At 66.8% G+C, this 23,411-nt stretch carries 28 protein-coding genes; 7 read left to right on the top strand and 21 right to left on the bottom strand.

What is annotated here, in order from left to right; translation table 11 throughout:
• Window positions 1-6: 6 nt before the first annotated feature.
• Complete coding sequence (locus RJ1_RS21410) at window positions 7-948, bottom strand: DUF5996 family protein (protein ID WP_073363714.1); 942 nt, start codon at window positions 946-948, stop codon at window positions 7-9.
• A gap of 143 nt (window positions 949-1,091) precedes the next feature.
• On the opposite strand from RJ1_RS21410, the gene RJ1_RS21405 reads away from it, so the two are divergent.
• Window positions 1,092-1,547: a hypothetical protein gene (locus RJ1_RS21405; RefSeq protein WP_073363712.1), complete on the top strand. Its 456-nt coding sequence runs from the start codon at window positions 1,092-1,094 to the stop codon at window positions 1,545-1,547.
• Here RJ1_RS21405 and RJ1_RS21400 read toward each other — a convergent pair.
• Entirely contained in the window at window positions 1,544-2,209 is a 666-nt protein-coding gene (locus RJ1_RS21400) for a DsbA family oxidoreductase (protein WP_073363769.1), read from the bottom strand. The two genes, RJ1_RS21405 and RJ1_RS21400, sit on opposite strands and share 4 nt — an antisense overlap.
• A 236-nt stretch (window positions 2,210-2,445) precedes the next feature.
• Here RJ1_RS21400 and RJ1_RS21395 point away from each other — a divergent pair, with 236 nt between their 5' ends.
• Genes RJ1_RS21395 through RJ1_RS21375 form a run of 5 tightly spaced genes read left to right on the top strand, consistent with a single transcriptional unit; the run spans window position 2,446 to window position 4,411 of the window.
• Window positions 2,446-2,640 carry a CbtB domain-containing protein gene (locus RJ1_RS21395; protein WP_005244942.1) on the top strand — a complete coding sequence of 65 codons (195 nt, stop codon included), beginning with the start codon at window positions 2,446-2,448 and terminating at the stop codon, window positions 2,638-2,640.
• A 22-nt stretch (window positions 2,641-2,662) separates the two neighbouring features.
• Window positions 2,663-3,094, top strand: a complete 432-nt coding sequence (locus tag RJ1_RS48865) for an SH3-like domain-containing protein (RefSeq protein ID WP_073363710.1) — start codon at window positions 2,663-2,665, stop codon at window positions 3,092-3,094.
• Window positions 3,091-3,393 carry an SH3-like domain-containing protein gene (locus RJ1_RS48860; protein ID WP_073363709.1) on the top strand — a complete coding sequence of 101 codons (303 nt, stop codon included), beginning with the start codon at window positions 3,091-3,093 and terminating at the stop codon, window positions 3,391-3,393. The genes RJ1_RS48865 and RJ1_RS48860 overlap by 4 nt, the downstream gene beginning before the upstream one ends.
• On the top strand, window positions 3,390-4,079 hold the full coding sequence (scnC, locus tag RJ1_RS21380; protein WP_073363707.1) for a thiocyanate hydrolase subunit gamma: 690 nt from the start codon (window positions 3,390-3,392) through the stop codon (window positions 4,077-4,079). Before RJ1_RS48860 ends, scnC begins: the two co-directional genes overlap by 4 nt.
• Window positions 4,076-4,411, top strand: coding sequence for an SH3-like domain-containing protein (locus tag RJ1_RS21375; protein WP_073363706.1), 336 nt, complete (start codon window positions 4,076-4,078; stop codon window positions 4,409-4,411). The genes scnC and RJ1_RS21375 overlap by 4 nt, the downstream gene beginning before the upstream one ends.
• A gap of 10 nt (window positions 4,412-4,421) precedes the next feature.
• Here RJ1_RS21375 and RJ1_RS21370 read toward each other — a convergent pair whose 3' ends face one another.
• On the bottom strand, window positions 4,422-4,859 hold the full coding sequence (locus RJ1_RS21370) for an OsmC family protein (protein WP_005244949.1): 438 nt from the start codon (window positions 4,857-4,859) through the stop codon (window positions 4,422-4,424).
• Between the two features lie 39 nt (window positions 4,860-4,898).
• A complete protein-coding gene (locus RJ1_RS21365) occupies window positions 4,899-5,849 on the bottom strand; it encodes a helix-turn-helix transcriptional regulator (protein WP_073363704.1) in 951 nt (316 codons plus the stop codon).
• 61 nt (window positions 5,850-5,910) lie between these two features.
• Here RJ1_RS21365 and RJ1_RS21360 point away from each other — a divergent pair, with 61 nt between their 5' ends.
• A complete protein-coding gene (locus tag RJ1_RS21360) occupies window positions 5,911-6,492 on the top strand; it encodes a TIGR03086 family metal-binding protein (protein WP_073363702.1) in 582 nt (193 codons plus the stop codon).
• A 68-nt stretch (window positions 6,493-6,560) separates the two neighbouring features.
• Here the strand turns inward: RJ1_RS21360 and RJ1_RS21355 are convergent, their stop codons facing one another.
• The 17 genes from RJ1_RS21355 to ftsH all read right to left on the bottom strand — a co-directional run bounded on the left by RJ1_RS21355 (window position 6,561) and on the right by ftsH (window position 23,295).
• Window positions 6,561-9,098 (bottom strand): ATP-dependent Clp protease ATP-binding subunit, encoded by a 2,538-nt coding sequence (locus RJ1_RS21355; RefSeq protein ID WP_073363700.1) that lies wholly within the window; start codon window positions 9,096-9,098, stop codon window positions 6,561-6,563.
• A gap of 558 nt (window positions 9,099-9,656) precedes the next feature.
• Window positions 9,657-10,598, bottom strand: coding sequence for an esterase/lipase family protein (locus tag RJ1_RS21350; protein ID WP_073363698.1), 942 nt, complete (start codon window positions 10,596-10,598; stop codon window positions 9,657-9,659).
• Between the two features lie 99 nt (window positions 10,599-10,697).
• Window positions 10,698-11,048, bottom strand: coding sequence for a histone-like nucleoid-structuring protein Lsr2 (locus tag RJ1_RS21345; protein WP_073363696.1), 351 nt, complete (start codon window positions 11,046-11,048; stop codon window positions 10,698-10,700).
• A gap of 138 nt (window positions 11,049-11,186) precedes the next feature.
• Window positions 11,187-12,695, bottom strand: a complete 1,509-nt coding sequence (gene lysS / locus RJ1_RS21340) for a lysine--tRNA ligase (RefSeq protein ID WP_073363694.1) — start codon at window positions 12,693-12,695, stop codon at window positions 11,187-11,189.
• Window positions 12,696-12,773: 78 nt separating this feature from the next.
• Window positions 12,774-13,196 (bottom strand): rhodanese-like domain-containing protein, encoded by a 423-nt coding sequence (locus tag RJ1_RS21335; RefSeq protein WP_073363692.1) that lies wholly within the window; start codon window positions 13,194-13,196, stop codon window positions 12,774-12,776.
• Window positions 13,193-13,726, bottom strand: coding sequence for a cysteine dioxygenase (locus RJ1_RS21330; protein ID WP_073363690.1), 534 nt, complete (start codon window positions 13,724-13,726; stop codon window positions 13,193-13,195). Before RJ1_RS21330 ends, RJ1_RS21335 begins: the two co-directional genes overlap by 4 nt.
• Before the next feature lie 122 nt (window positions 13,727-13,848).
• On the bottom strand, window positions 13,849-14,664 hold the full coding sequence (locus RJ1_RS21325; protein WP_073363688.1) for a type III pantothenate kinase: 816 nt from the start codon (window positions 14,662-14,664) through the stop codon (window positions 13,849-13,851).
• Between the two features lie 3 nt (window positions 14,665-14,667).
• A complete protein-coding gene (panD, locus tag RJ1_RS21320) occupies window positions 14,668-15,114 on the bottom strand; it encodes an aspartate 1-decarboxylase (protein WP_073363686.1) in 447 nt (148 codons plus the stop codon).
• An 18-nt stretch (window positions 15,115-15,132) separates the two neighbouring features.
• Entirely contained in the window at window positions 15,133-16,068 is a 936-nt protein-coding gene (gene panC, locus RJ1_RS21315) for a pantoate--beta-alanine ligase (RefSeq protein ID WP_073363767.1), read from the bottom strand.
• Window positions 16,069-16,073: 5 nt separating this feature from the next.
• Entirely contained in the window at window positions 16,074-17,000 is a 927-nt protein-coding gene (locus tag RJ1_RS21310) for a Rossmann-like and DUF2520 domain-containing protein (RefSeq protein WP_073363685.1), read from the bottom strand.
• A 144-nt stretch (window positions 17,001-17,144) separates the two neighbouring features.
• Complete coding sequence (locus tag RJ1_RS21305) at window positions 17,145-18,071, bottom strand: DUF6779 domain-containing protein (RefSeq protein WP_205415364.1); 927 nt, start codon at window positions 18,069-18,071, stop codon at window positions 17,145-17,147.
• A gap of 68 nt (window positions 18,072-18,139) precedes the next feature.
• A complete protein-coding gene (locus tag RJ1_RS21300) occupies window positions 18,140-18,607 on the bottom strand; it encodes a DUF3180 domain-containing protein (RefSeq protein WP_181450308.1) in 468 nt (155 codons plus the stop codon).
• Between the two features lie 20 nt (window positions 18,608-18,627).
• Window positions 18,628-19,140, bottom strand: coding sequence for a 2-amino-4-hydroxy-6-hydroxymethyldihydropteridine diphosphokinase (gene folK, locus RJ1_RS21295; RefSeq protein ID WP_073363679.1), 513 nt, complete (start codon window positions 19,138-19,140; stop codon window positions 18,628-18,630).
• On the bottom strand, window positions 19,137-19,499 hold the full coding sequence (gene folB / locus RJ1_RS21290; protein ID WP_073363678.1) for a dihydroneopterin aldolase: 363 nt from the start codon (window positions 19,497-19,499) through the stop codon (window positions 19,137-19,139). The genes folK and folB overlap by 4 nt, the downstream gene beginning before the upstream one ends.
• Window positions 19,492-20,349, bottom strand: coding sequence for a dihydropteroate synthase (folP, locus tag RJ1_RS21285; RefSeq protein ID WP_083400539.1), 858 nt, complete (start codon window positions 20,347-20,349; stop codon window positions 19,492-19,494). The genes folB and folP overlap by 8 nt, the downstream gene beginning before the upstream one ends.
• Window positions 20,346-20,963: a GTP cyclohydrolase I FolE gene (gene folE, locus RJ1_RS21280; protein ID WP_009477477.1), complete on the bottom strand. Its 618-nt coding sequence runs from the start codon at window positions 20,961-20,963 to the stop codon at window positions 20,346-20,348. The genes folP and folE overlap by 4 nt, the downstream gene beginning before the upstream one ends.
• A 61-nt stretch (window positions 20,964-21,024) precedes the next feature.
• On the bottom strand, window positions 21,025-23,295 hold the full coding sequence (gene ftsH / locus RJ1_RS21275) for an ATP-dependent zinc metalloprotease FtsH (protein ID WP_073363677.1): 2,271 nt from the start codon (window positions 23,293-23,295) through the stop codon (window positions 21,025-21,027).
• Between the last annotated feature and the right edge of the window lie 116 nt (window positions 23,296-23,411).

Genomic DNA, 23,411 nt, shown 5'->3' with positions numbered 1-23,411 from the left:
AGGGCGTCAACGGGATTTGTCCCACCGGGCCGGGTCCGCCTCCAAGGCGGCCCGGTCCCAGGCACCCCGCTCGGCAGCCGCGTCGTACGTGCTGTGCAGGAACTTCAGCAGGGCCGCATCGGGATCGTCTGCGGTGCGTACGGTCTCGTACGGCAGCAGAAACTGCCGGAACTCCTTGCTGTAGAAGGCGCCGTCCGGCCCCACCGGGTAGTCGGCGAAACCGTCCGGTTCCGGGTAGGCGTACGCATAGAACGCGCCCTCGACGCCGCCGCCCGGCCAGAATCCGCAGCTGCTCAGCTCGTGTGAGTAGCCCTCGACCATCACCCAGTCGCCGCAGTTCGGTGCTCCCCCAGGGTGAGTCGGCGCGGTCCTTCCGGAAAAGCGGGTGCAGGCCAGGTCCAGCGCACCCCAGAAGAAGTGCACGGGGCTGACCTTCCCGATGAAATGGGAACGGAACTCGTGCAGGACGCGGTCCGCCTGGATCAGCTGCCGCCAGAACTGCTGCACCGACTCCCCGTCGTACGAGCAGTGCTGGGTGTCCTGCGCGAACGGCACGGCAGGCTCCACCTCATTGGGCCGGGCCAGGATGGTCGTCGTCACGTCCAGTTCGGCCAGCGTGTCCATCGTTTCCGCGTAGAAATCGGCCACCGACTTCGGTTCGAGAGCAACCGTCCCCGTGGCGCCTGCACTCGTGCGGATCACCAGTTGCTGGTCGGTGAAGTCGAATTCGATGTCGAAGCAGCCGGTGCCGTACGGAATCGTCGACGTGGTCAGGCCACGGGGGCTCACGTACAGCGGCACCTGCCACCAGTGATTGATCAACGGTGCGTGAGCCAGGCGGATCTTCCCGACGATCTGCGTCCACATGTGCAGGGTGTCCCTCGTGGACGTCCAGTCGTCCACCTTCAATGCGGGCCACGCATCCCCGGTTCGTGTCTGCTCGTGCACAGTGCCTCCCTGCCGACGACGTGCATTTCAATCTGCCCCTCGTCCCGGGTGTTGGCAAGCAGGCCGGGTCGGTACCCAGGTAGGGGTCGCGGGCCACTCTCCGGGGTGATGTGCCGCGACTTCACCGATACCAGCATGGAGACATGACCACTCAGACGTCTTCTCCGGTCCCGCAGACGGTGGACCGCGCCTACTGGCTGCTCGGACTCGCCCTGTTCGCCGGCGTGGTCGAGGCGATCGCCCAGGTGTCCACAGCGTTGGAGGGCCCGGACGCCGACGTCGGCAGCCTCACCGGACAACTCGTCGTGCGTGTGGTCGTCTACGGCGCGGTGCTGTTCGTCATGTCCCGATTCCGCAGTGGCAGGGCATGGGCGCGGAGCACTCTCGCGGTCGGCCTCGGGGTGTTCGGCATCGCGTCGCTGGTGGCGGAGCCGATCGCCTGGGCGCTGGCGGGCAACGACCCGGTGGCTGCCCTGTCCGGTCCGACGCTCGACGTCGCGGTGATCGCGACCGCCCGACTCACGCATCTCGTCGCGGTGATCGCCGCACTGGCACTCATGTTCCGGCCCGAGGCGAACCGGTACTTCGCCCGTCGCTAATTCACGGGCGTCGCAGTCGCCTGTGTCAGAAGCTGCAGGAACACGTCCTTCGGCTGCGCGCCGGACACGGCGATGCGGCGGTTGGCGACGAAGAACGGCACCGCCGACACCTGCAGCGCACGCGCAGTGTCGAGATCGGCCCGGACGGCGTCCGCCGCGGCATCGGATGCGAGCTCGGCGCGCACGGTGTCGGCGTCGAGCCCGGCCCGCGACGCAATGCCGACGAGGGTCTCGCGGTCGTCGATCACGGCCCCGTCACCGAAGTGGGCGCTGAACAGGCCCTCCACCACGGCATCTCGCTTGTCTCCCGCGAGATGGATCAGCCGGTGCGCGTCGAAGGTGTTGGCCGCGATCACCGTGTCGAAGTCGAGACGCAGCCCCTCTTCGGCCGCCGTCCGCGAAACGTGTCCGAACATCTGACGGACCTGCTCCGCCGACATCCCCTTGTCCTCTACGAGGGCGTCCAACTCGGTGCGCCGTTCCCCCACCGGCGTGTCCGGCGACAGCTGGTACGACCGCCACACCACGTTCACCCGGTCGCGCCCGTCGAACTCTGCGAGGGCCGACAGGAAACGGTGCTTTCCGATGTAGCACCAGGGGCAGGCCACGTCGGACCAGATTTCGATCTCGATGTCGCCGTCGTCGTTCTGCTGTGTCGTCACAGTCGAGTGGAACAGATCGGTGCCGGATTCTGTTCCGTCCCGTTCGGCGGAGCGTGTGTCTTGGTTCGCCGCGCCGCATTTACGCACGCCGTATTCGACCGAACGGTACGGTGATGGTATCGACACGGCGAGAGTAACGTCGTATCGATCGTGCCGCCGAGTGAGGGGCGCTCGTCGCGATGCCCGGACAATCGGCGGCCGATAGTTGCGGAACCCGAACTCCTCCAGGAGTAGCCATGGTTTACGTCTCTTCACCGAGCAAGTCCGTCGAGTCACTCGGAATCGTGCTGATTGCCGTCGGAGTCGTCCTGCTCGCTCTGCTCACCCTCTACCTGGTCGGCTTCGACCAGGGCGCGATCTCCCGAAGCGGCATGTATCTGCACGAATTGATGCACGACGGACGCCATCTCCTGGGAGTTCCCTGTCACTAGTTCCACCACTACGGAGCACGCGATGAACTCTCCAGCAGATTTCGAGGCACAGGCGAACAGGGTCGCGGGGTACGGCCCCGTCCATCACGAAGAGATGGATTCGCCGTACTACCTCTCCAATTCCGCGTTCGACGCGTTGCGGCACGTACTGCACGACGTCGGCGGCCAACCCGCCCTCCCCGTCAAGTACGAGGAGAAGGTCGAAGAGGACTGGGAGATGAGCACGTACGTCACGTGCGAATGCCTCGGCTGGCGGGGGGTGTGGAATTCCGAGGAGCGGCGCCGCGCCGAAAACGATCTGGGTGCCACGCTCTACTTCGGATTGCCGTACTACGCGCGGTGGATCACGGTGGCCGCCAAGACACTCATCAACAAGGGTCTGATCACACCGGATGAACTCTCCGCCAAGATCGACGAGGTGCGCGCCCGGACAGCCGAGGGAGGCCGGTCATGACGAAGAAGTTCGAGATCGGCGACCGCGTCACCGTCACGAACGCGACGTCGATGTTCCACACCCGAACCCAGGCATTCATCCGCGGGCGCACCGGTGTCGTCGTCGAACACCGACCCGAGTGGGTGATCCCCGAGGACGAGGCGTGGGGACGCGTGGACGACGGACGGACCGAACCGTTCTACGTCGTCCGCTTCCAGCAGACCGACCTCTGGCCCCGCTACAGCGGATTCGAGATCGACACTTTGGAAACCGAGTGCTCCGAGCGCTGGCTCGAGCCGGCAGGAGAGGCGGACACATGACGCATTCGCACGACGATCACGCCCCGATCCAGGCCTCGGAGGAGGTCAGCGAATTCGAAATCCTGGAGACCGCCATCCGGGAACTGTCGATCGAACACGGCCTTTTCTCCCGCGAGGATCACCGCCGCTTTTCGGAATGGGCCGAATCGGTGGGGCCGTCGGGTGGTTCGCGATTGGTCGCGAAGGCGTGGGTCGACCCGGAATTCAAGAAGCGACTACTGGCCGACGGCACCGAAACCTGCAAGGAAGTGGGAATCGACTGGCGTGACCCGACCGGGTCGGGCACGCCGAGCGACTACACGTACTTCTACGTGCTGGAGAACACCCCGAAAGTTCACAACGTCATCGTCTGCACGCTCTGTTCGTGCTACCCGCGCCCCGTTCTCGGTATGTCCCCGGACTGGTACCGCACGCCAAATTATCGCCGCCGGTTGGTGCGCTGGCCCCGCGAGGTGATCGCGGAGTTCGGCCTCCATTTCCCGTCGGACGTCGAAGTGCGCGTGCATGATTCGAATCAGAAATCGCGGTTCATGGTGATGCCGATGCGCCCCGAGGGCACCGAGGGCTGGAGCGAGGAACAGCTGGCGTCGATCGTCACCCGCGACACCATGATCGGCGTCGCCGTCCCCCAGGTCGACTGGACGGCGACCACACCACCCTCGGACAACGGAGGAGCCGCACGATGATGACGGACAAGGGTTACGACGTCATCCTGAACACGTTGACGCCGGAGACAACTCGCGACGACGTGACGTTACCGGATCTCGATCGCAAGCCGGACCCGTGGGAATCGAGCATGCAGGCCACCGCGGAATGCCTGTCCTGGCGTGGCGCCTGGGACAATCTCGACAGGCGCCACACCGAGGACCAGTTGGGCGAAACCGTCTACCGCGACTTCCCCGTCCGCTCCCGGTCCGTCGTCGCCACCGCTCACGCGCTGATGGACAAGGGCGTCATCAGCGCTGACGAACTCCAGGCGAAGATGGAGGAAGTGCGCGCACGGTTCAACCGGCAGTAGCCGGCCGCACTCAGGATTCGAGTGCCGCGTCCAGCGTGATCTCGACTCCGGTGAGCGCCTTGCTCACCGGGCACGACTCCTTGGCGGCCTGAGCTGCCTTGGCGAAGCCGTCGGCGTCGAGACCGTCCACCTCGCCGCGGACCGTCAGCTTGATGCCGGTGAGCTTGAAACCCGGGTTGTCCGGTCCGAGTGAGACATCGGCCTTCACCTCGAGGCTCTGCGGGGTTCCGCCGGCCTCCGCGATGAGTGCGGACAGCTGCATCGCGTAGCAGGAGGAATGCGCCGCCGCGATCAGCTCCTCCGGGCTGGTGGTTCCACCCGCCTCCTCGGCCGCCCGCTTGGGGAACGAGACGTCGAAGGTCGCGACGCCGGAACTGGTGAGTTCGACCTGGCCACTTCCCTGTTCGAGCGATCCGTTCCAAGCGGTCCGTGCGGTACGTGTCGGCATGCCACATCCTCTCGTGATTCTTCGGTTTACGTGTCGAACCTACTCGTACCTCGCCGACATCCGCAGCGCCCGGGAACGCAGGGCCGCCCGCAGATCGTCCGGTGCCAGCACTTCCGCGTCCTCACCGAACGACCACAGGACCCCGCTCGCGTGGGTGTCGTCGCCGAACACCACCTCCAGGCGCACCCGGTCGTCGGCGGCAGGCTGCTCGGATCGGACGTCGAAAACGCGCTCCACCAGATCGTCGCGTCGCTCCCGGCGCACGAGGATGTCGGCGTGCACCGGTGTCCCACGGGCCCGGAATGCGGTGCGGCGGCGATCCCAGATCGCGGCGAGGTCGATGTCGGCGGATCGCTGGGCGGGTTCGTCGAGTTCGCGAACGTCCTCGATCCGCTCGAGGCGGTAGGTCCGGTCGCGACCGGCGTCCGTCGCCACCAGGTACCACCGTCCCGCCGCATGGATGAGGCCCTGCGGGTCGATGACCCGCCACACGGCATCGTCGCCCCGCGACGCGTAGAGGATGCTCAGCCGCCGCCCCACGAACACTGCCTGCTGGATCAGCCCGAGATGGTCGTCGACCCGTTCCGGATCGGTCAGCCATGTGCCCTGGGTGACGAACACCCGCTCCGCTACCTTCGTCGCCGCCGCGCGGTGCGCGGCCGGCATCGCCGCCACCACCTTGCGCATCGCCGACGCGAACGCCGGTGCCATGCCCAGCGATTCCGACGTCACCGCCGAACCCGCCGCCAGCAGTGCCTTCGCCTCGTCGACCGTGAGACCGGTGAGGTCGGTGGTGAACCCCGGGAGCAGTTCGAAGCCGCCGTCACGGCCGCGTTCGGCGTACACCGGAATCCCCGCCGTCGACAGGGCGTCGATGTCCCTCAACACGGTGCGGGGTGACACCTCGAGTTCGCGGGCCAGGGCCGAAGCCGACATGCGCCCGCGGTTGCGGAGCAGGAGTACGAGCGAGAGCAGGCGGTCGGCGCGCATACGAAAAGTCTGTCAGAAATACACGACAGAAGATGTCATGTATTGCGACGATAGTTGCCTCATGACTAACACGACAGATCCCCGACCCCTGTACCGCGAAGCCCTCGCCTGGACCACCGGCCTCATCGACACCGTTCGCGAAGACCAGCTGACGGCGTCGACCCCGTGCGCCGACTTCGACGTCCGCACCCTGCTCGGTCACCTGGTCGCGACAGCGGAACGCGCCCGAGTGATCGGGGAGGGCGGCGACCCGGGCACCGTTCCGCTGGTCGTCACCGACATCCCCGGAGACGGCTACGGCGACGCATACCGCTCGGCCACCGAACGCATGTGGCCCCTCTGGACCGACGACGACCGCCTCGACGCGACGGTGACCGCGCCGTGGGGCACGGTGCCCGGCCGCGCCGCGATCTGGGGTTACATCAACGAAACCCTCGTGCACGGCTGGGACCTGGCGATCGCCACCGGCCAACCGCCCGAGACCCGCCCTGAACTGGCCGAGGCGATGCTCGCCGTCGCACGGCACGCGATCCCGGCGGAGACCCGTGGCGGGCACGTGCCATTCGCGGACGTCGTCGAACCCCTTCCGGCCGCCGGCCCCACCGAACGGCTGGCCAACTGGTCGGGACGCAAGAGCGTCTGACCCCGCACACACGAACGGGCCGCCGGTGAAAAACCACCGGCGGCCCGTTCGTTCAACTGCTGCCTGTCCTACTCCGAGTCGGCTGCGCCGGACTTGGCCAGGTCGACCGGAACCTCGTCGGGCACCGTGACCGGCTTGGTCTCGCCGCGGAACGTGAACTTCGCGTCCTCGCCCGCGCCTTCGCCGTCCCAGTTGTCGACGTCGACGTACACGATCTGACCGGGGCCGACCTCGCCGAAGAGGATCTTCTCCGACAGCTGGTCCTCGATCTCGCGCTGGATGGTGCGACGCAGCGGCCGCGCACCCAGGACCGGATCGAAGCCGCGCTTGGCCAGCAACGACTTGGCCTTGTCGGTGACCTCCATCGTCATGTCCTTGTTCTTCAGGGCCACCTCGACGCGCGCGACCATCAGGTCCACCATCTGAACGATCTGCTCGGTGGTGAGCTGGTGGAACACGACGATGTCGTCGATGCGGTTGAGGAACTCGGGACGGAAGTGCTTCTTCAGCTCGTCGTGCACCTTGAGCTTCATCCGCTCGTAGTTCGACTCGTCGCCCTTGCCGGACGTGAAGCCGAGACCCACAGCCTTGGAGATGTCCGAGGTACCGAGGTTCGAGGTGAAGATGAGCACCGTGTTCTTGAAGTCCACGGTCCGGCCCTGACCGTCGGTGAGACGGCCGTCTTCGAGCACCTGCAGGAGGGTGTTGTAGATCTCCTGGTGTGCCTTCTCGATCTCGTCGAACAGGACCACGCTGAACGGCTTGCGGCGCACCTTCTCGGTGAGCTGGCCGCCCTCTTCGTAGCCGACGTAGCCGGGAGGGGCACCGAACAGCCGCGACGCCGTGAAGCGGTCGTGGAACTCACCCATGTCGATCTGGATGAGAGCGTCGTCCTCGCCGAACAGGAAGTTGGCGAGCGACTTGGCCAGCTCGGTCTTACCGACACCGGACGGGCCGGCGAAGATGAACGAACCGGACGGACGCTTCGGGTCCTTCAGGCCGGCGCGGGTACGACGGATGGCCTTGGCGACAGCCTTGACCGCGTCTTCCTGACCGATGATCCGCTTGTGCAGCTCGTCCTCCATGCGGAGCAGACGGGTGGTCTCCTCCTCGGTGAGCTTGAACACGGGGATGCCGGTCCAGTTACCCAGGACCTCGGCGATCTGCTCGTCGTCGACCTCGGCGATGACGTCCAGGTCACCGGAACGCCACTGCTTCTCCCGCTCCGCGCGCTGTGCGACGAGGGTCTTCTCCTTGTCGCGCAGGTTCGCGGCCTTCTCGAAGTCCTGCGCGTCGATCGCGGACTCCTTCTCGCGGCGGGCATCGGCGATCTTGTCGTCGAACTCGCGGAGGTCCGGCGGCGCGGTCATCCGGCGGATGCGCATCCGGGCTCCGGCCTCGTCGATGAGGTCGATGGCCTTGTCCGGCAGGAAGCGGTCGTTGATGTAGCGATCGGCCAGGGTGGCCGCGGCGACGAGAGCACCGTCCGTGATGGACACGCGGTGGTGCGCCTCGTAGCGGTCGCGCAGACCCTTGAGGATCTCGATGGTGTGCTCCACCGTCGGCTCGCCGACCTGCACCGGCTGGAACCGGCGCTCGAGTGCGGCGTCCTTCTCGATGTACTTGCGGTACTCGTCGAGAGTGGTGGCACCGATGGTCTGCAGCTCACCGCGGGCGAGCTTCGGCTTGAGGATCGAGGCCGCGTCGATGGCGCCCTCGGCCGCGCCGGCACCCACGAGGGTGTGCAGCTCGTCGATGAACAGGATGATGTCGCCGCGGGTGTTGATCTCCTTGAGGACCTTCTTCAGGCGTTCCTCGAAGTCACCGCGGTAACGGCTGCCGGCCACGAGCGACCCGAGGTCGAGCGTGTACAGCTGCTTGTCCTTGAGCGTCTCGGGGACCTCGCCGTTGACGATGGCCTGAGCGAGACCCTCCACGACGGCGGTCTTACCGACACCGGGCTCGCCGATCAGCACAGGGTTGTTCTTGGTACGGCGCGACAGCACCTGCATGACGCGCTCGATTTCCTTCGAGCGGCCGATGACGGGGTCGAGTTTGCCCTCGAGCGCTGCCTGGGTGAGGTTGCGACCGAACTGGTCGAGCACCAGCGACGTGGACGGGGTGCCCGCCTCGCCGCGCGTGCCGCCGGACTCGGCCGGCTCCTTGCCCTGGTAGCCGGAGAGCAGCTGGATGACCTGCTGACGCACCCGGTTGAGGTCTGCACCGAGCTTGACCAGAACCTGCGCGGCGACGCCTTCACCCTCGCGGATGAGGCCGAGCAGGATGTGCTCCGTACCGATGTAGTTGTGTCCGAGCTGCAGTGCCTCGCGCAGGCTGAGCTCCAGGACTTTCTTGGCACGCGGGGTGAAGGGGATGTGGCCGGACGGGGCCTGCTGGCCCTGGCCGATGATCTCCTCGACCTGGCTGCGCACTCCTTCGAGGGAGATGCCCAACGACTCCAGCGACTTGGCAGCGACACCTTCGCCCTCGTGAATGAGGCCGAGCAGGATGTGCTCCGTACCGATGTAGTTGTGGTTGAGCATCCTGGCTTCTTCTTGAGCCAGGACAACAACGCGCCGTGCGCGATCGGTGAACCTCTCGAACATCGCTCTCCCTCACACTTTCCGACGTGCAGTCACGAGACCGGGTGTCTCGTCCCTGTTCGCCGCGTTTCGCTCCGGCACTACAAGCAGATCGCCAGCGCCTGCTCCGAGGGCAGAAGCCCCGAACCGACGACGGTTCCACGACCCCATCTATTACTGTAGTTGGCTGCCGATCGACCTGCTGCCCCTCCACCCCTTTAGGTGGGGGAGCAGGCCTGCTTACCGTTATTTAACGCCCCAGCTCCGGCAATCGTTTCCCCTTCGCTGTACGCCTGAAGCGAACAGGTCCGGCGACGCCGACTCAGACCACCATTTCGTCGCCGCCGAGGTCGGCTCGAATGGGCACTTCTCTCCAGTTGTCCGCCACCCGGACGTACCCGGACGGACCGACGTGCCGTCCCGCCTGATCCAGGTCGGCGAACCCGCTCCCCGACGGGGGGCGAGAACTGTGTGTCCGGACAGGGTATGTCGATGAGCTGCGAGTTCGCCACCCTTACGTTTCCGCCGGCTCGGCGGGGATACCCAGGGGCTCGCTCAGCCCTCCCCCGGTAACCGGGCGTGCTACCCGGCGACAGGGGCGACGAACCGGCACGGCACGTCGCGCGGATGCTCGGGATCGAGCGCGTTCAGGACGAAACCCGCGGCCCGTGCCGAACCCGCCACCGCGACGTGGTCGGAATAGTCCTGCTCGCATCCGTCCTGGACGACGATGTTCGTGGTGTCCGGTCCCGGCTCGATCCCGCTCGTGTACGGGACGACGAGTTCGTCGTAGCGGGTGGCGATGTTCGTGTAGTCGATGCCGGGAACGTAGACGCCGCCCGCGCGCATCCGGTCGATGAACGCGGAACCCTGCAACATTTCGGGGCACGCCTCGCAGACGGGGAAACCGGCCGCCACCTCGTCGTCGATGCCGAGCGACCGCATGAACCGCCCGACGCTGACCTGATCGTTTCCGTACGTGCCGTGCCACGGCGGCGCGAGCGACACGATCTTCGCGACCTTGTCTGCACCGCCGAAGAACTTCACGTAGTTGTTCGCCTGCACGGTGCCCTGGGAATGTCCCACCAGGTCGACCTTCGCGGCCCCCGTACTCGACAGCACCTCATCGACGAATGCGGCGATCTGAGCCGTGCCGGTGTCGATCGGGGTCATCCCGCCGATCGCATCGAGCGGCCACGGCAGGTCGGGGAAGTTTCCGTAGGTGAGGGAATACACGCAGTAGCCCTCGTTGGCGAGAAGCGGCGCGTACACCGCCCAGTTGGTCTGGCGTGCGCCACCGGTGCCGTGGACGAGGACCACCGGTTCGGGGTGGGCGTCACTCGGCCGGCAGGACCAGTCGTTCGAACCGGGGGCCGTGCCGCCCGGATTTCCCAATTCGAGCGGCACACCGGCGAGGAAGGAATCCGGAACCGGATAGACCGGCGCCGCGGACGCCACTCCCACCCCGGCCCACATCACGAATGCCAGGAACAGAATCCCTGATACGGACACGAAGCGACGCACAGCTACCCCCGGCCTTACCGATTATCGGATCAGAGCGGGACGGTAACAGCCCAGGTCGCTTCGCGGAGCGAATCAGAGAATTCTGTTCCCAGCTAACTTTCAGTTCGCCTTGTTGTAGGCGTCGATAATTTCGGCGGAGATACGTCCGCGGGCAGAAACCTTTTTGTTGTTCTTGCGCGCCCATTCACGGATCGCGGCACTCTGCTCACGATCGACCGAAACTCGGGACTTGGTGGCCGCAGGAGCCGCCACCGCCTTGCCGCGCTTGCGCGAGCTCACCTTGCGGGCGTGGGAAACCCACACGTCGAGCTGCTCGCGCAATTTCGCCGCATTGTCCGAAGAAAGGTCGATCTCGTACTGAACACCGTCGAGTCCGAACTCGACCGTCTCGTCGGCAGACGCCTCTTGATCGACATCGTCGATCAAGGTGACAGTGACCTTCTTAGCCATGGGATGGAATTCCTCTCGAATGAAGCGACGTCTCATCGTCAACGTGAGCTACGACCCGGAGGTAACCATACCCCGGTTCTTCCGAATAGGAATACGAGGAATGAATCGAATTTATCCGCGCGAATTCACCCTGGTGAATCAACGAGAAGGACGAACAATGGGAAAGAGGATTGTTTCCCGGATTCCCAAACCCGTCAAAGCCATGAGCAGACGATCGATTCCCATTCCGGTACCGGTGGTCGGCGGCATTCCCTGCTCCATTGCGGCGAGGAATTCTTCGTCCAGAACCATCGCCTCGTCGTCTCCGGCCGACGCGAGACGCGCCTGATCGACGAACCGCTCACGCTGGATGACCGGGTCCACCAATTCCGAATAGCCCGTGGCCAACTCGAATCCGCGGATGTACAGATCCCACTTCTCGGTGACCCCCGCCTTGCTGCGGTGGTCTCGGGTCAGCGGAGACGTCTCGACCGGGAAGTCACGGACGAACGTCGGCTCGAACAACTGGTCGCCGCACTGGTGTTCCCACAGTTCCTCGACGAGCTTCCCGTGCCCGTAACCCTTGCCCTTGGGAACCTCGAGGCCCACCTTCTCGGCGAGAGCCAGCAATTCCTCGACCGTCGTATCCGGGGTCACCTCGACACCGATCGCCTGCGACAGCGACGGATACATCTCGAGGGTCTTCCATTCACCGCTGAGGTCGTATTCGGTACCGTCCGCGAGAGTGACGACCTGAGAACCGAAAGCAGCCTGCGCCACCTCCTGTACGAGTTCGCGAATCATGACAGCCGAATCGTCGTACGTGCCGTATGCCTCGTACGTCTCGAGCATCGCGAATTCCGGCGAATGCGTCGAATCGACACCCTCGTTGCGGAAATTCCGGTTGATCTCGAACACCTTCTCGATACCGCCGACGACGCACCGCTTGAGGAACAACTCCGGTGCGATTCGCAGGTAGAGATCGATGTCGAGCGCATTGGAATGGGTGACGAACGGCCGCGCGGCGGCACCACCGTGCAGTGTCTGCAGCATCGGTGTCTCGACCTCGAGGAACCCGCGGCGCTCGAGCGCGTTCCGGAGTTCGCGAACCACCGCCACACGCTTACGCGCATTCTCGCGCGCCTCGGCGCGCACGATCAGATCGGCGTAGCGCTGCCGGACCCGGGACTCCTCGTTCATCTCCTTGTGCGCAACGGGGAGGGGCCGCAGCGACTTGGACGCGATCTGCCACGAATCGGCCATCACGCTCAGCTCGCCGCGGCGAGAGCTGATCACCTCACCGTGCACGAACACGAAGTCGCCGAGATCGACATCCGCCTTCCACGACGCGAGCGCATCCTCACCCACCGCGGCGAGACTGATCATCGCCTGCAGCTGGGTGCCGTCGCCTTCCTGCAGCGTCGCGAAGCACAACTTGCCCGTGTTCCGCACGAAGATCACCCGGCCGACGACACCGACCTGGTCACCGGTGGCCGTGTCGGGCTCGAGTTCCGGGTACTTGGCCCGGATCTCCGCCAGCGAGTGGGTACGCGCCACCGACACCGGGTACGCCTCGCGTCCCTCCGCGAGGATCCGCTCACGCTTCTCCTGGCGGATCCGAAGTTGCTCGGGGGTGTCGTCAACTGGCTGGGCTGCTACTTCACTCACGGGTCACCAGCCTAATCGACAGCCCCGCGTCCCCCTATTCAGAGGTCAGTGAGGTCAGTGAGCCGAGACGGCTCGCCGTCAGTGAGCCGAGACGGTGGCCAGCTCCCGCGCGCAGTGCTGCGTCGCGATGAGCGACCCCAGCAACCCCGCCGCCTTGATCGCCTTGTACCCGCCGACCAGATCGGTCGCCTTGTGCAGCCCCAGCTGCTGCAGTGCCGCCGCGGCGAGGCTCGAGGTGTAGCCCTCGGAGCACACGATGATCCACTCGACGTCGTGGTCCACCGCCAGCGCCAGGTGTGCCGAGCTGGTGGGATCGCACCGCCACTCGAGAACGTTGCGTTCGATGGCGAGCGCACCGGGCAACGTCCCCTCGACAGCCCGCTGCGCCTGCGGCCGGATGTCCACGACGATCGCGCCGCGCGCCACCGCCTCGGGCAGTTCGAACGCGTACATGCGGTCGATGCGGGTGCGGGCCTCTTCGAGCATCTGGTCGATGTTCACTTCGAACCGCCCTCGGGGAGATCGGTGAGCTCGGTACGGGTACGGCGCAGGGTGCCGTGATCGGTGACCTCGTAATAGGACATCGCCGACAACGGCGGCGAGTAGGCGTGCACGCTCAACGTGGGCGTCACCACCCCCGCCCCGGGTGCGTCCGGCGCCCGCACCACGTCGTGAACCCAGCCGAGCGGGAAGGAGGCCTGATCGCCGGCCTCGAGGGTGCGGTGACGTAGTTGGTCACCCGCCCAACGGAACTCGGACAACGCGCCGCTGAGGACCGTGAGCGCGCCGAAAGAGCCTGCGTGGTCGTGCAATTCGGTGTTCCGGTCGGGAACCCAGCTGATCAACCACACGTCGACGTCGTCGTCCGAGTAGAGGCGGGTCGACCAGCGTTCGTCGGTGGGCCAGCTCTGCGGAAGCAGGACGTCGTGGCGGCCGTCGAGGACCTCGGACGCACCCTGATCGGTGATGCGCAGCAGGTCAGCCGGGCGGAGACGGGTGGGTACAGATGCAGAAGAATATGTTGCGAGCACGAGAGAGACTCCCAGAAGTGTGAATTGGTCAAGGCAGCGTTCAGCCTCGACAACACTCCTGAGCACTCGTGCAGAGATTCACGGGGACCATTCTGACATAACTTCTGCGAAGAGGGAACCCGTCACTCGAGCGGGCTGCGGCGAGCCCCTCGACGAGCCTGATTCCGCTCGTACACGAGGCGCAGCCCTTCCAGCGTGAGGTCCGGCTCGTGCTCGTCCACGGTCTCCGTCTCGGGCATGATCAGCGGCGCACGGTCACCGGTCGCGATCACCACCACGTCGGAACCGGAGAATGCGGGCAGTTCCTTGCGCACGCGACGCACCAGCCCGTCGACGAGTCCGGCGAATCCGAACACCGCACCCGACTGCATGCACTCGACGGTGTTCTTGCCGACGACGGATCGGGGCCGCACCAGTTCGACCTTGCGCAACGCCGCCGACTGCGACGCGAGAGCGTCGGACGAGATTTCGAGGCCGGGCGCGATCGCGCCACCGAGGAACTCGCCCTTCGCGGACACGACGTCGACGCACGTGGACGTCCCGAAGTCGACGACGATGCACGGTGCGTCGTAGAGGTGATGCGCCGCAAGACTGTTCACGATCCGGTCTGCGCCCACCTCCTTGGGGTTGTCGACGAGCAGCGGAACACCGGTTCGCACCCCGGGTTCCACCAGCACGTGCGGCACGTGTCCCCAGTACCGCGTGAGCATCACGCGGATCTCCCGCAGCACCGACGGCACCGTCGACAACGCGGACACACCGGTGATCTGATCGGTGTGCCTGCCCAGAAGACCCCGGAAGATGAGGGCCAGCTCATCGGCCGTCATCCTCGCGTCGGTGCGCATCCGCCAGTCCTGCACCAACTTCGAGTGTTCACCGGTACCGGTGAACAGTCCGAGAACAATGTTGGTGTTCCGGACGTCGACGGTGAGGAGCATGGATTACACCAGGCTGGATTCGCGCTCGGCGTCGAGCGTCGACAGCATGCGCGGGGTGATCAGACCGGAGCCCTCCGGAGCGTGGGCCGGGTCGGCGCCGAGTTCGACCGGCTTGTTGGCGGCGTCGACGAACACGACACGCGGCTCGTAGTCGCGCACCTCCTGCTCGTTCATGACGCCGTAGGCGATGAGGATGACGAGGTCGCCGGGCTTGACGAGATGCGCAGCCGCGCCGTTGATTCCGATGACGCCGCTCCCCCGCTCGCCGGCGATGACGTATGTCTCGAGCCGCGCGCCGTTGTCGATGTCGACGATGCACACCTGCTCGCCCTCGAGAAGGTCGGCGGCGTCCATCAGATCCTGGTCGACCGTCACTGAACCCACGTAGTGCAGGTCGGCGTGCGTGACGGTGGCGCGATGGATCTTCGACTTCATCATTGTGCGAAACATGTTCCGGTCCTTACTCTTCTAGCGGGAAAGAAGTTCGTCTGTCGCCGACGCGTCCGACGCCTCGGTGTCACGTTCCAGGAATCCGGTGCCGACGGCGACACCGACGTTGTCGATCAAGCGGGTGGTCCCGACCCGGGCGGCGACGAGCAGCCGGCCGTCGCCCCGCTCGGGGGCGGGGCCGAGATCGACGCCCCGCACTTCGAGGTAGTCGACGTCGACCTCCGGCGTCGACGCCAGCACCTCGCGCGCGGTGGCCAGGATCGCCTCGGCGCCGCCGGCGGCGGCGTGCGCCCCCGCGATCAGTGCCGCGGACAGCGATGTCGCCGCGTTCCGCTGCGCCTCGTCGAGGTAGCGGTTCCGCGAGGACAGCGCGAGTCCGTCGTGCTCACGGACGGTGGGCACACCGAAGATCCGGACGTCGAAGTTCAGGTCGGTCACCATCTGCCGGATCAGCGTCAGCTGCTGGTAGTCCTTCTCACCGAAGTACGCGACGTGCGGCGCGGCGATCTGCAGCAGCTTGGCGACCACGGTCAGCATGCCGGCGAAGTGCGTCGGCCTGGACGCGCCCTCGAGTTCGGCGCCGAGCGGTCCGGGATGGATCGTCGTCCGCGGGCCCGCCGGGTACATGGTGGCCGCGGTGGGAATGAACGCCAGCTCGACTCCGGCCTCACGTAGCAGGTCGAGGTCGGCGTCCAGGGTGCGCGGGTAGGCGTCGAGGTCCTCGCCCGCACCGAACTGCAACGGGTTGACGAAGATCGAGACGATCACCACCGCGCCGGTGAGCTTGGCCTGACGGACCAGCTCCAGGTGGCCCGTGTGCAGGGCACCCATCGTCGGCACGAGCGCGACCTGACGGCCGACACCGCGCAGCGCCTTCGAGACCCGCGTCAGAATCTGCGGGTCGTGGTGCACGGTCAGTTCGCCGCGCTTGTATCCGCCTTGCAGATCGCTCACGGAACTCACCTCCGGTCTTCCAGGATGTCGAGCAGTTCGGTTGACGCGCCGGCGCGTTGCGCCGACCTCAGCGAGAGGGCGCGGTAGCCGGCCGCGATCTGCGGATCGACTTCCTCGAGAACCCGCAGGTGGGTGGCCACCGCCTCGGAGTCGCCCCGCGCGACGGGTCCGGTGAGCGCGGCTGGCCCGCGCCGCAGGGCGTTGTCGAGTGCCGCCGAGAGCAGCGGCTGGAGAACACGTTCGGCTAGACCGTTGGGCTCGTCGCCGATCAGTTCCTGACCGAGCAGTTCCTGGCCTTCGAGCGCGACCCGCAGAGCGGCAACGGCGTCGACGACGAGCGTCACGAGATGATTGCTGCCGTGGGCGAGAGCGGCGTGGTACAGCGGCCGCATGTCCTCGCGGACCCGGACGGGTTCCCCGCCGATCTCGAGGACCAGCGACTGCCCGATCGCGTAGCCGATGTCGTCGGCGGCGGTGACGCCGAAACACGCCGATGCGAGACGCACGGTGTCCTCGTCGTGCCCGGTGAACGTCATTGCCGGGTGGATCGCGAGCGGCACGATGCCCTGCTCGGTGAGGGGATCGAGGATCCCGATGCCGTTCGCGCCGGACGTGTGGGCCACGATGGCGCGGTTCGGCACCGCGCGGGTGGAGGCCAGCCCCGCGATCAGTGACGGCAGTTCGGCGTCGGGGACGGCGAGAATGAGCAGTTCGGAGCGGGCCGCGACCTCCGCCACCGGCAGGACCTCGGTCTCGGGGAGCCGGGTGCGTGCCCGGTGACGTGACGTGTCGGAGACAGCCGAGCAGGCGACGACCACGTGACCTGCCCGCTCCAACGCGGCACCGATAGCTGTACCGACCCGGCCGGCGGAGACGATTCCTACCGTCAATCGCGCAGGCGCAGGGCCATTAGTGATCCCGAAAGAGGTCACCTTCGTCCTCTCGTTCGTTCCAGTCCCGCTCGGCGGGTACCAGACGTTCCAGGCGAGGATAGCCCGGGTCGAGCTCACCCCGCCATGCGCCGGCGGAGTGATATATGCCTCACACCGTGCGGGTTGTCCCGGGCGCGTCCGGCCCTATTCGGCGCGGCGCCGCCGGCCGCCGGAGCCCTGGCCGGACCCCGACGCCGACTGCATGTTGGCCATGATCTCGGCGACGGACAGCCCGTTCGAGTGCGCGCCGGACGGTTCTTCGTCCTCGGACGCCCGTCGGCGTCCCCGGCGCCCCTCGGGTTCCGGTTCCAGCTCGGGCTCGACCTCGACCTCGATCTCGGGTTCGGGCTTCGGCGCGCGTTCGGGCACCACCTCGGCGACGGGCTCCGGTTCCGGCTCGACCTCGATCTCGGGTTCGGCACGGCCGGCGTCGACGGGCTCCACGATCGACGTCTCGGCGGTGACCGGATCGTCGTCCGGATTCGCGAGCGGTTGCGCCTGCTGGGCCGCACCGCTCTGATGCCCGGCCCCGGCGGCGTGACCCGCACCCGGGATGTACAGGCCGGACGCGGCAGGCTGATAGCTGCTGTACGAGCCGCCGGCGAGTTCCTGCACGCGCGTCGAATCCGCACGCAGCGCGATCCGTTCGGTCGGCATCGCGCCGTCGAACAGGGCCTCGAGATTCTTGCGGAGCGAGGAGAGCTCGGCACGCAGCGCGGCGAGTTCCTCGGCGTCGGCGCGCACCTCGCTGCGTACCCGCTTCTCCACGGTGAGTTCGTATTCGCGCCGCGCCGAGATCTCCCGCTCGAGCTGCAACTCGTAGACGGTCTGCAGATCGTTGACCTTCGCCTTGTCGAGCGCCGACTCGCGCCGGTACTTCGTCATGGCGATGGCGCCGACCGTGGCAGCCCAGAGTGCTGCCACCAGGCCCACTCTCAGGAGTTGGACGCTGTCGCTGAAGATCAGGAACAGGGACGCGATCACCGCGAGGGCCAGCAACCCCGCAACGATCATCTGGCTCGCGCTGCGCTTGTTGCGGCGCGCAGACTTGAGGCGACCAGGATTCGTCATGGTGCCAGGGTACTTGGCCCACAAGGGTGCGCCGCGCATCCATCGGACCTGCGGCGATCTTTCATGCCCTAATGTGCCGGCTCGTCGGAGGGGTCGTCGGGGGTGCGGCAGCAGTGTTCCAGCCACAGCGCGGCGCCGACGAGCGCCAATGCGGCGACGAGACCCACCCACGCTCCGGGACTGTCCGAGACTGCGGCCCGGAGCACGGAACGCTGCGGAAGCAGGTACAGCAGGAAGCCGCCCCACACACCGGCCGTCGCGGCACCGACGAGCGCGGATGCCTTGGCCAGCGCAGCCACTCTGGCGGCGGTGATCGGGTGCAGCTGACGGGGGCCGTCGCCCACCTGATGATTGCGGACCCGGGATCGCACCATGAACGCGAGAACGACCTCGATCAGCGCGACCGGGTACAGCGACGCCCCTGCGTACACGGGAATGGGCGGAAACGATCCGTAGAACACGCGGACCAGAATCCAGGTGGCGGCGACGGCGAGTGCGGCCAGGAACAGCAGATCCCAGATGCGGGTGGGTTTCATCGTGCCCGTCGGTTCCGGTTTCATCGCGACCGCCGATTCAGAACCAGTTCCGTCCGGTGCACACCGGCCCGTTCGTCCTCGTCCAGCAGCGCCAGCAGCGCGTCCACCCGGGTGCTCGCCCCGTCGACGGGTAGCACGGCGTCGGGGTCGACATCGAGCCACGGAATCAGGACGAAGGCGCGTTCGTGTGCACGCGGGTGCGGCAGGATCAGATCGGGGTCGTCGCTGCGGACGTCGCCGCAGGTGACGACGTCGACGTCGAGCGTGCGCGGACCCCACCGCTCGGTGCGCACCCGGTCGGCGGCGGTCTCGAGTTCCTGCCCGCGCCGCAGCCAGCCGTAGCCGTCGAGTGCGGAGTCGTCCACCACGAGGACCGCATTGAGGAAGTCCTGCTGCTCGACGCCGCCCCACGGCGCCGTCGAATACACCGCGGAGACGGCCACGACCGAATCACCCAGCCCGTCGACGACGGACTGCAGATGGGCGAGGCTGTCGCCGACGTTCGACCCGATCGACAACACCGCGCGGCTCATGGCCTCGACCTGTGCGCAACCACCGCCACGTCCGCGAAGGTCAGCGGGATCGGCGCGGACGGCTTGTGCAACACCACCTCGGTGCTCCGGACGCGAGGGTCGGCCATCACCCCGTCCGCGATCTCCGCGGCCACGGTCTCGATGAGGTCCCGCGACGGCCCGGCGACGATCGCGGCCGCGCGCTCGGCCAGCCCGCCGTAGTCCAGGGTGTCGGCGAGGTCGTCCGACGCGGCCGCGGCAGCCAGGTCGATCCAGACGGTGATGTCGACGAAGAAGTCCTGACCGTCCCGCTTCTCGTGTTCGAAGACACCGTGGTTGCCACGAACCTTCAAGCCGCGCAACTCGATTCGATCATTCACGTCCGGCTGCACCCTTTGCCCAGGCCTCGGCCACCGCGATGGCGTCGAGGGAAGCCTGCGCGTCGTGCACGCGCACTCCCCACGCGCCGTGCGTCGCGGCGAGCGCCGACACGACCGCGGTCGCGGTCTCCCGGCCCGCCGGTGGTCGGGGTTCACCGTCCGCGTCGGCGAGCAGCGAACCCAGGAACCGTTTGCGGGAAGCACCGATCAGGACGGGAAAACCCAGCTCGTTGAACTCGGGCAGCGCCTTCAGCAGCGCCCAGTTGTGGTCGGCGTTCTTCGCGAAACCGAGACCCGGATCCAGCACGAGCGAAGCAGTGTCCACCCCCGCCTTCACGGCCAGATCCACCTGCGTCATCAGTTCGTCCCGGACCTCACGGACCACGTCTTCGTAATGGGCCGCGGTGCCGCGGTGCACGTAATCGCTCGCCGAACGCCAGTGCATCAGGATCCACGGGACCCCCGCGTCCGCGACGACCGAGGCCATCGCCGCATCCGCACGACCGCCGGCGACGTCGTTGATGATCGACGCGCCCGCCTCGATCGCGGCCTCCGCGACGGACGCCCGCATCGTGTCGACACTGACGCAGATGCCCTCGGCCACCAGGTCAGCGATCACCGGCGCGACCCGCCCGGCCTCGACGTCGGGATCGACCCGCGCCGCGCCCGGCCGGGTGGACTCGCCGCCGACGTCGACGATGTCGACGCCGAGACGCTTCAGGTCGAGACCGCGCTGCAGCGCCGCGTCCCGATCGAGGAAGCGTCCACCGTCGGAAAAGGAATCGGTGGTGACGTTCAGGACACCCATCACCACGGTTCGGCCTGGCGAGGGCAGCTCGATCACGGTCACTTCCGCAGAATAAGGTCCAGAGCCTCGGAACGTGAGGCCGCGCTGGACTGGAGCAGCCCACGCACCGCTGAGGTGGTGGTACTCGCACCGGGCTTGCGGATACCCCGCATCGCCATGCACAGGTGCTCGGCCTCGATGACCACGATGGCGCCACGCGGATCCAGCTTGCGCATCACCGCATCGGCGATCTGGCTGGTCAGACGCTCCTGGACCTGCGGACGCTTGGCATACAGGTCGACGACGCGGGCCAGCTTCGACAGCCCCGTCACCTTGCCCGTCTTGCCGGGGATGTACCCGACGTGGGCGACACCGTGGAACGACACGAGATGATGCTCACAGGTGGAGTACAGCGGGATGTCGCGCACCAGCACCAACTCCTGGTGCCCCTCGTCGAACGTCGTGTTCAACACGGTGTCCGGGTCGGTGTAGAGGCCCGCGAAGACCTCGCGGTACGACCGCGCCACGCGGGAGGGCGTATCCCGGAGTCCGGGACGATCCGGGTCTTCACCGATCGCGATCAGCAGTTCGCGCACCGCCGCCTCGGCACGCGGCTGATCGAACACCCGGCCTGTCTCGAGTGCCACGGGCTCACTACCGAGATGATTCACCGACAACCGAAACTCCTCCAGTACCGGGACCGATCGTCCCGAAGCAACAAGCCTAGTGTCGGGCGGATCAGTTCGATCCGTCCGGTCCTTTCCAGGCCCTCGTCTGCGCGTCGTCGTCCCCGGTACCGCGCTGCTCGTGCGGCGGGTTCCACTGGTTCCCCGGACCCTGGTTACCGGGGTACTGACCCTCCGGATTCTGGTTGCCCGGATCGCGCGGCGGCCAGCCCGGAGCAGACCATCCGGCGGGTGCGCCGTAATCCGGACGCGGCTGCGTCATCCCACCCTGCGGCCGGGTCGGCGCCGGCTGCGAGTAGCCGTTGGCGGGCGCCGGCTGCGGGTACTGCTGCTGCGGCGGAGCCTGCTGCGACTGCTGCTGCGCGAACACCGGTTCGGGCTGCTGGGGCCACGGCTCGCCGCGCTCGACCGCGAGTTCCCGCGGCGTCTTGACCGGCGGCTTGTCGGACGGGGTCCGGTGGCCGAAGTCGTTGAACGCCGTGATCCGGGGGCGCTTCTCCACACTGTGGAAGATCTTCTCGAGGTCCTTGCGGGTGAGGGTCTCACGCTCGAGGAGCTCGGTGGCCAGGATGTCCAGCACGTCCCGGTATTCGTTGAGGATGGCCCACGCCTCGGTGTGCGCGGCCTCGATGAGGTTGCGGACCTCTTCGTCGATCTCGCGCGCGACCTCGTGGGAGTAGTCGGACTGCTGACCCATCGAGCGGCCCAGGAACGGGTCGCCGCCCTCCTGGCCGTACCGCACCGCACCCAGCCTGGCGCTCATGCCGTACTCGGTGACCATCGACCGGGCGATCTTCGTCGCCATGTCGATGTCGGAGGACGCACCGGTGGTCGGCTCGTGGAACACGAGCTCCTCGGCCGCGCGGCCACCCATCGCCATGACGAGCCGGGCGATCATCTCGGACCGCGTCATCAGCCCCTTGTCGTCCTCGGGCACCGTCATCGCGTGACCGCCGGTGCGGCCGCGGGCGAGGATGGTGACCTTGTAGACGGGCTCGATGTCGGGCATCGCCCACGCGGCGAGCGTGTGCCCGCCCTCGTGGTACGCGGTGATCTTCTTCTCGTGCTCGCTGATGATGCGGCTCTTGCGGCGCGGACCACCCACGACACGGTCGACCGACTCCTCGAGCGCGGCCTCCGTGATGACGGTGCCGTTCTCGCGGGCCGTGAGCAGCGCGGCCTCGTTGATGACATTGGCCAGATCGGCACCCGACATTCCGACGGTGCGCTTGGCCAGGCCCTCGAGGTCGGCGTGCTGATCGATCGGCTTGCCCTGCGAGTGAACCTTCAGGATGGCGCGACGACCGGCGAGGTCGGGGGCGCCGACCGGGATCTGCCGGTCGAAGCGGCCCGGACGCAGCAGCGCCGGGTCCAGGATGTCAGGGCGGTTGGTGGCGGCGATGAGGATGACGCCGGTCCGGTCACCGAAACCGTCCATCTCGACCAGCAACTGGTTGAGGGTCTGCTCACGCTCGTCGTGACCGCCACCGAGGCCGGCACCACGCTGGCGTCCGACGGCGTCGATCTCGTCGACGAAGATGATGCAGGGGCTGTTCTGCTTGGCCTGGTCGAACATGTCGCGCACGCGGGACGCGCCCACACCGACGAACATCTCGACGAAGTCGGAACCGGAGATCGTGAAGAATGGGACGCCGGCCTCGCCTGCCACCGCGCGGGCGAGCAGGGTCTTACCGGTTCCGGGCGGCCCGTAGAGCAGCACACCGCGCGGGATCTTCGCTCCCAGCGACTGGTAGCGCATCGGGTTCTGCAGGAAGTCCTTGATCTCGTACAGCTCTTCGACCGCCTCGTCCGCGCCCGCGACGTCGGCGAACGTGGTCTTCGGCATGTCCTTGTTGAGCTGCTTGGCCTTCGATTTGCCGAAGCCCATGACGCCGCCGCGACCGCCACCCTGCATGCGACTCATCACGAAGAAGAAGATGCCCAGCAGGATCACCATCGGCAGGACGAACAGCAGGATGGACGTGAGCCAGCTCTCCTGCGTGACCGTGGTGTTATAGCTGGCCAGGCCCTTGTCGGAGATCTCGTTGAAGATCTGCTCGGACGCCGCCGCCGGATACTTCGCGAGGATCTCGGTCTTGCCGTCGGTCGCGTCGTTGCCGGCCTTCAGCCACAGGCGCACCTGCTGCTCCCGGTCGTCGATCTGCGCCTTGTCGACGTTGTTCGCGTCGAGCTGCGCGATCGCCACGGAGGTGTCGACACCCTTGAATCCGCGCGTGTCGTTGCCGAAGTAGCTGAAGGCATAGATCACCAGCAGGATGCCGGCAACGATCGCCAGGTTTCGAAACACAGTCTTACGGTTCATACAGGTCGGCCGAGATGGCCGGTCCTTTCGAGAGTGCGGGTCTTCCGGGTGCGCCTTCCGGCTGCCAACCGGACAAACCAGGTTACCGCGAAGGCACCCCGGCGACTCCAGGTAGC

The sequence above is a fragment of the Rhodococcus jostii NBRC 16295 genome (genome assembly GCF_001894825.1).
Lineage (GTDB): Bacteria > Actinomycetota > Actinomycetes > Mycobacteriales > Mycobacteriaceae > Rhodococcus_F > Rhodococcus_F jostii.
Note: the sequence above shows the minus strand (reverse complement) of the source record. Positions and strands in the feature narration are given on the sequence as shown.

Excerpts from the sequence above, each read along its gene's own strand:
- folK (WP_073363679.1), bottom strand. The coding sequence starts at position 19,140 with ATGAGCCGCGCGGTGTTGTCGATCGGGTCGAACGTCGGCGACAGCCTC.
- RJ1_RS21365 (WP_073363704.1), bottom strand. The coding sequence starts at position 5,849 with ATGCGCGCCGACCGCCTGCTCTCGCTCGTACTCCTGCTCCGCAACCGC.
- RJ1_RS21370 (WP_005244949.1), bottom strand. The coding sequence starts at position 4,859 with ATGCCGACACGTACCGCACGGACCGCTTGGAACGGATCGCTCGAACAG.
- RJ1_RS48860 (WP_073363709.1), top strand. The coding sequence starts at position 3,091 with ATGACGAAGAAGTTCGAGATCGGCGACCGCGTCACCGTCACGAACGCG.
- RJ1_RS21405 (WP_073363712.1), top strand. The coding sequence starts at position 1,092 with ATGACCACTCAGACGTCTTCTCCGGTCCCGCAGACGGTGGACCGCGCC.
- RJ1_RS21395 (WP_005244942.1), top strand. The coding sequence starts at position 2,446 with ATGGTTTACGTCTCTTCACCGAGCAAGTCCGTCGAGTCACTCGGAATC.
- RJ1_RS21360 (WP_073363702.1), top strand. The coding sequence starts at position 5,911 with ATGACTAACACGACAGATCCCCGACCCCTGTACCGCGAAGCCCTCGCC.
- RJ1_RS21300 (WP_181450308.1), bottom strand. The coding sequence starts at position 18,607 with ATGAAACCCACCCGCATCTGGGATCTGCTGTTCCTGGCCGCACTCGCC.
- scnC (WP_073363707.1), top strand. The coding sequence starts at position 3,390 with ATGACGCATTCGCACGACGATCACGCCCCGATCCAGGCCTCGGAGGAG.
- ftsH (WP_073363677.1), bottom strand. The coding sequence starts at position 23,295 with ATGAACCGTAAGACTGTGTTTCGAAACCTGGCGATCGTTGCCGGCATC.
- RJ1_RS21355 (WP_073363700.1), bottom strand. The coding sequence starts at position 9,098 with ATGTTCGAGAGGTTCACCGATCGCGCACGGCGCGTTGTTGTCCTGGCT.
- RJ1_RS48865 (WP_073363710.1), top strand. The coding sequence starts at position 2,663 with ATGAACTCTCCAGCAGATTTCGAGGCACAGGCGAACAGGGTCGCGGGG.
- RJ1_RS21305 (WP_205415364.1), bottom strand. The coding sequence starts at position 18,071 with ATGACGAATCCTGGTCGCCTCAAGTCTGCGCGCCGCAACAAGCGCAGC.
- RJ1_RS21375 (WP_073363706.1), top strand. The coding sequence starts at position 4,076 with ATGATGACGGACAAGGGTTACGACGTCATCCTGAACACGTTGACGCCG.
- RJ1_RS21345 (WP_073363696.1), bottom strand. The coding sequence starts at position 11,048 with ATGGCTAAGAAGGTCACTGTCACCTTGATCGACGATGTCGATCAAGAG.
- RJ1_RS21325 (WP_073363688.1), bottom strand. The coding sequence starts at position 14,664 with ATGCTCCTCACCGTCGACGTCCGGAACACCAACATTGTTCTCGGACTG.
- panD (WP_073363686.1), bottom strand. The coding sequence starts at position 15,114 with ATGTTTCGCACAATGATGAAGTCGAAGATCCATCGCGCCACCGTCACG.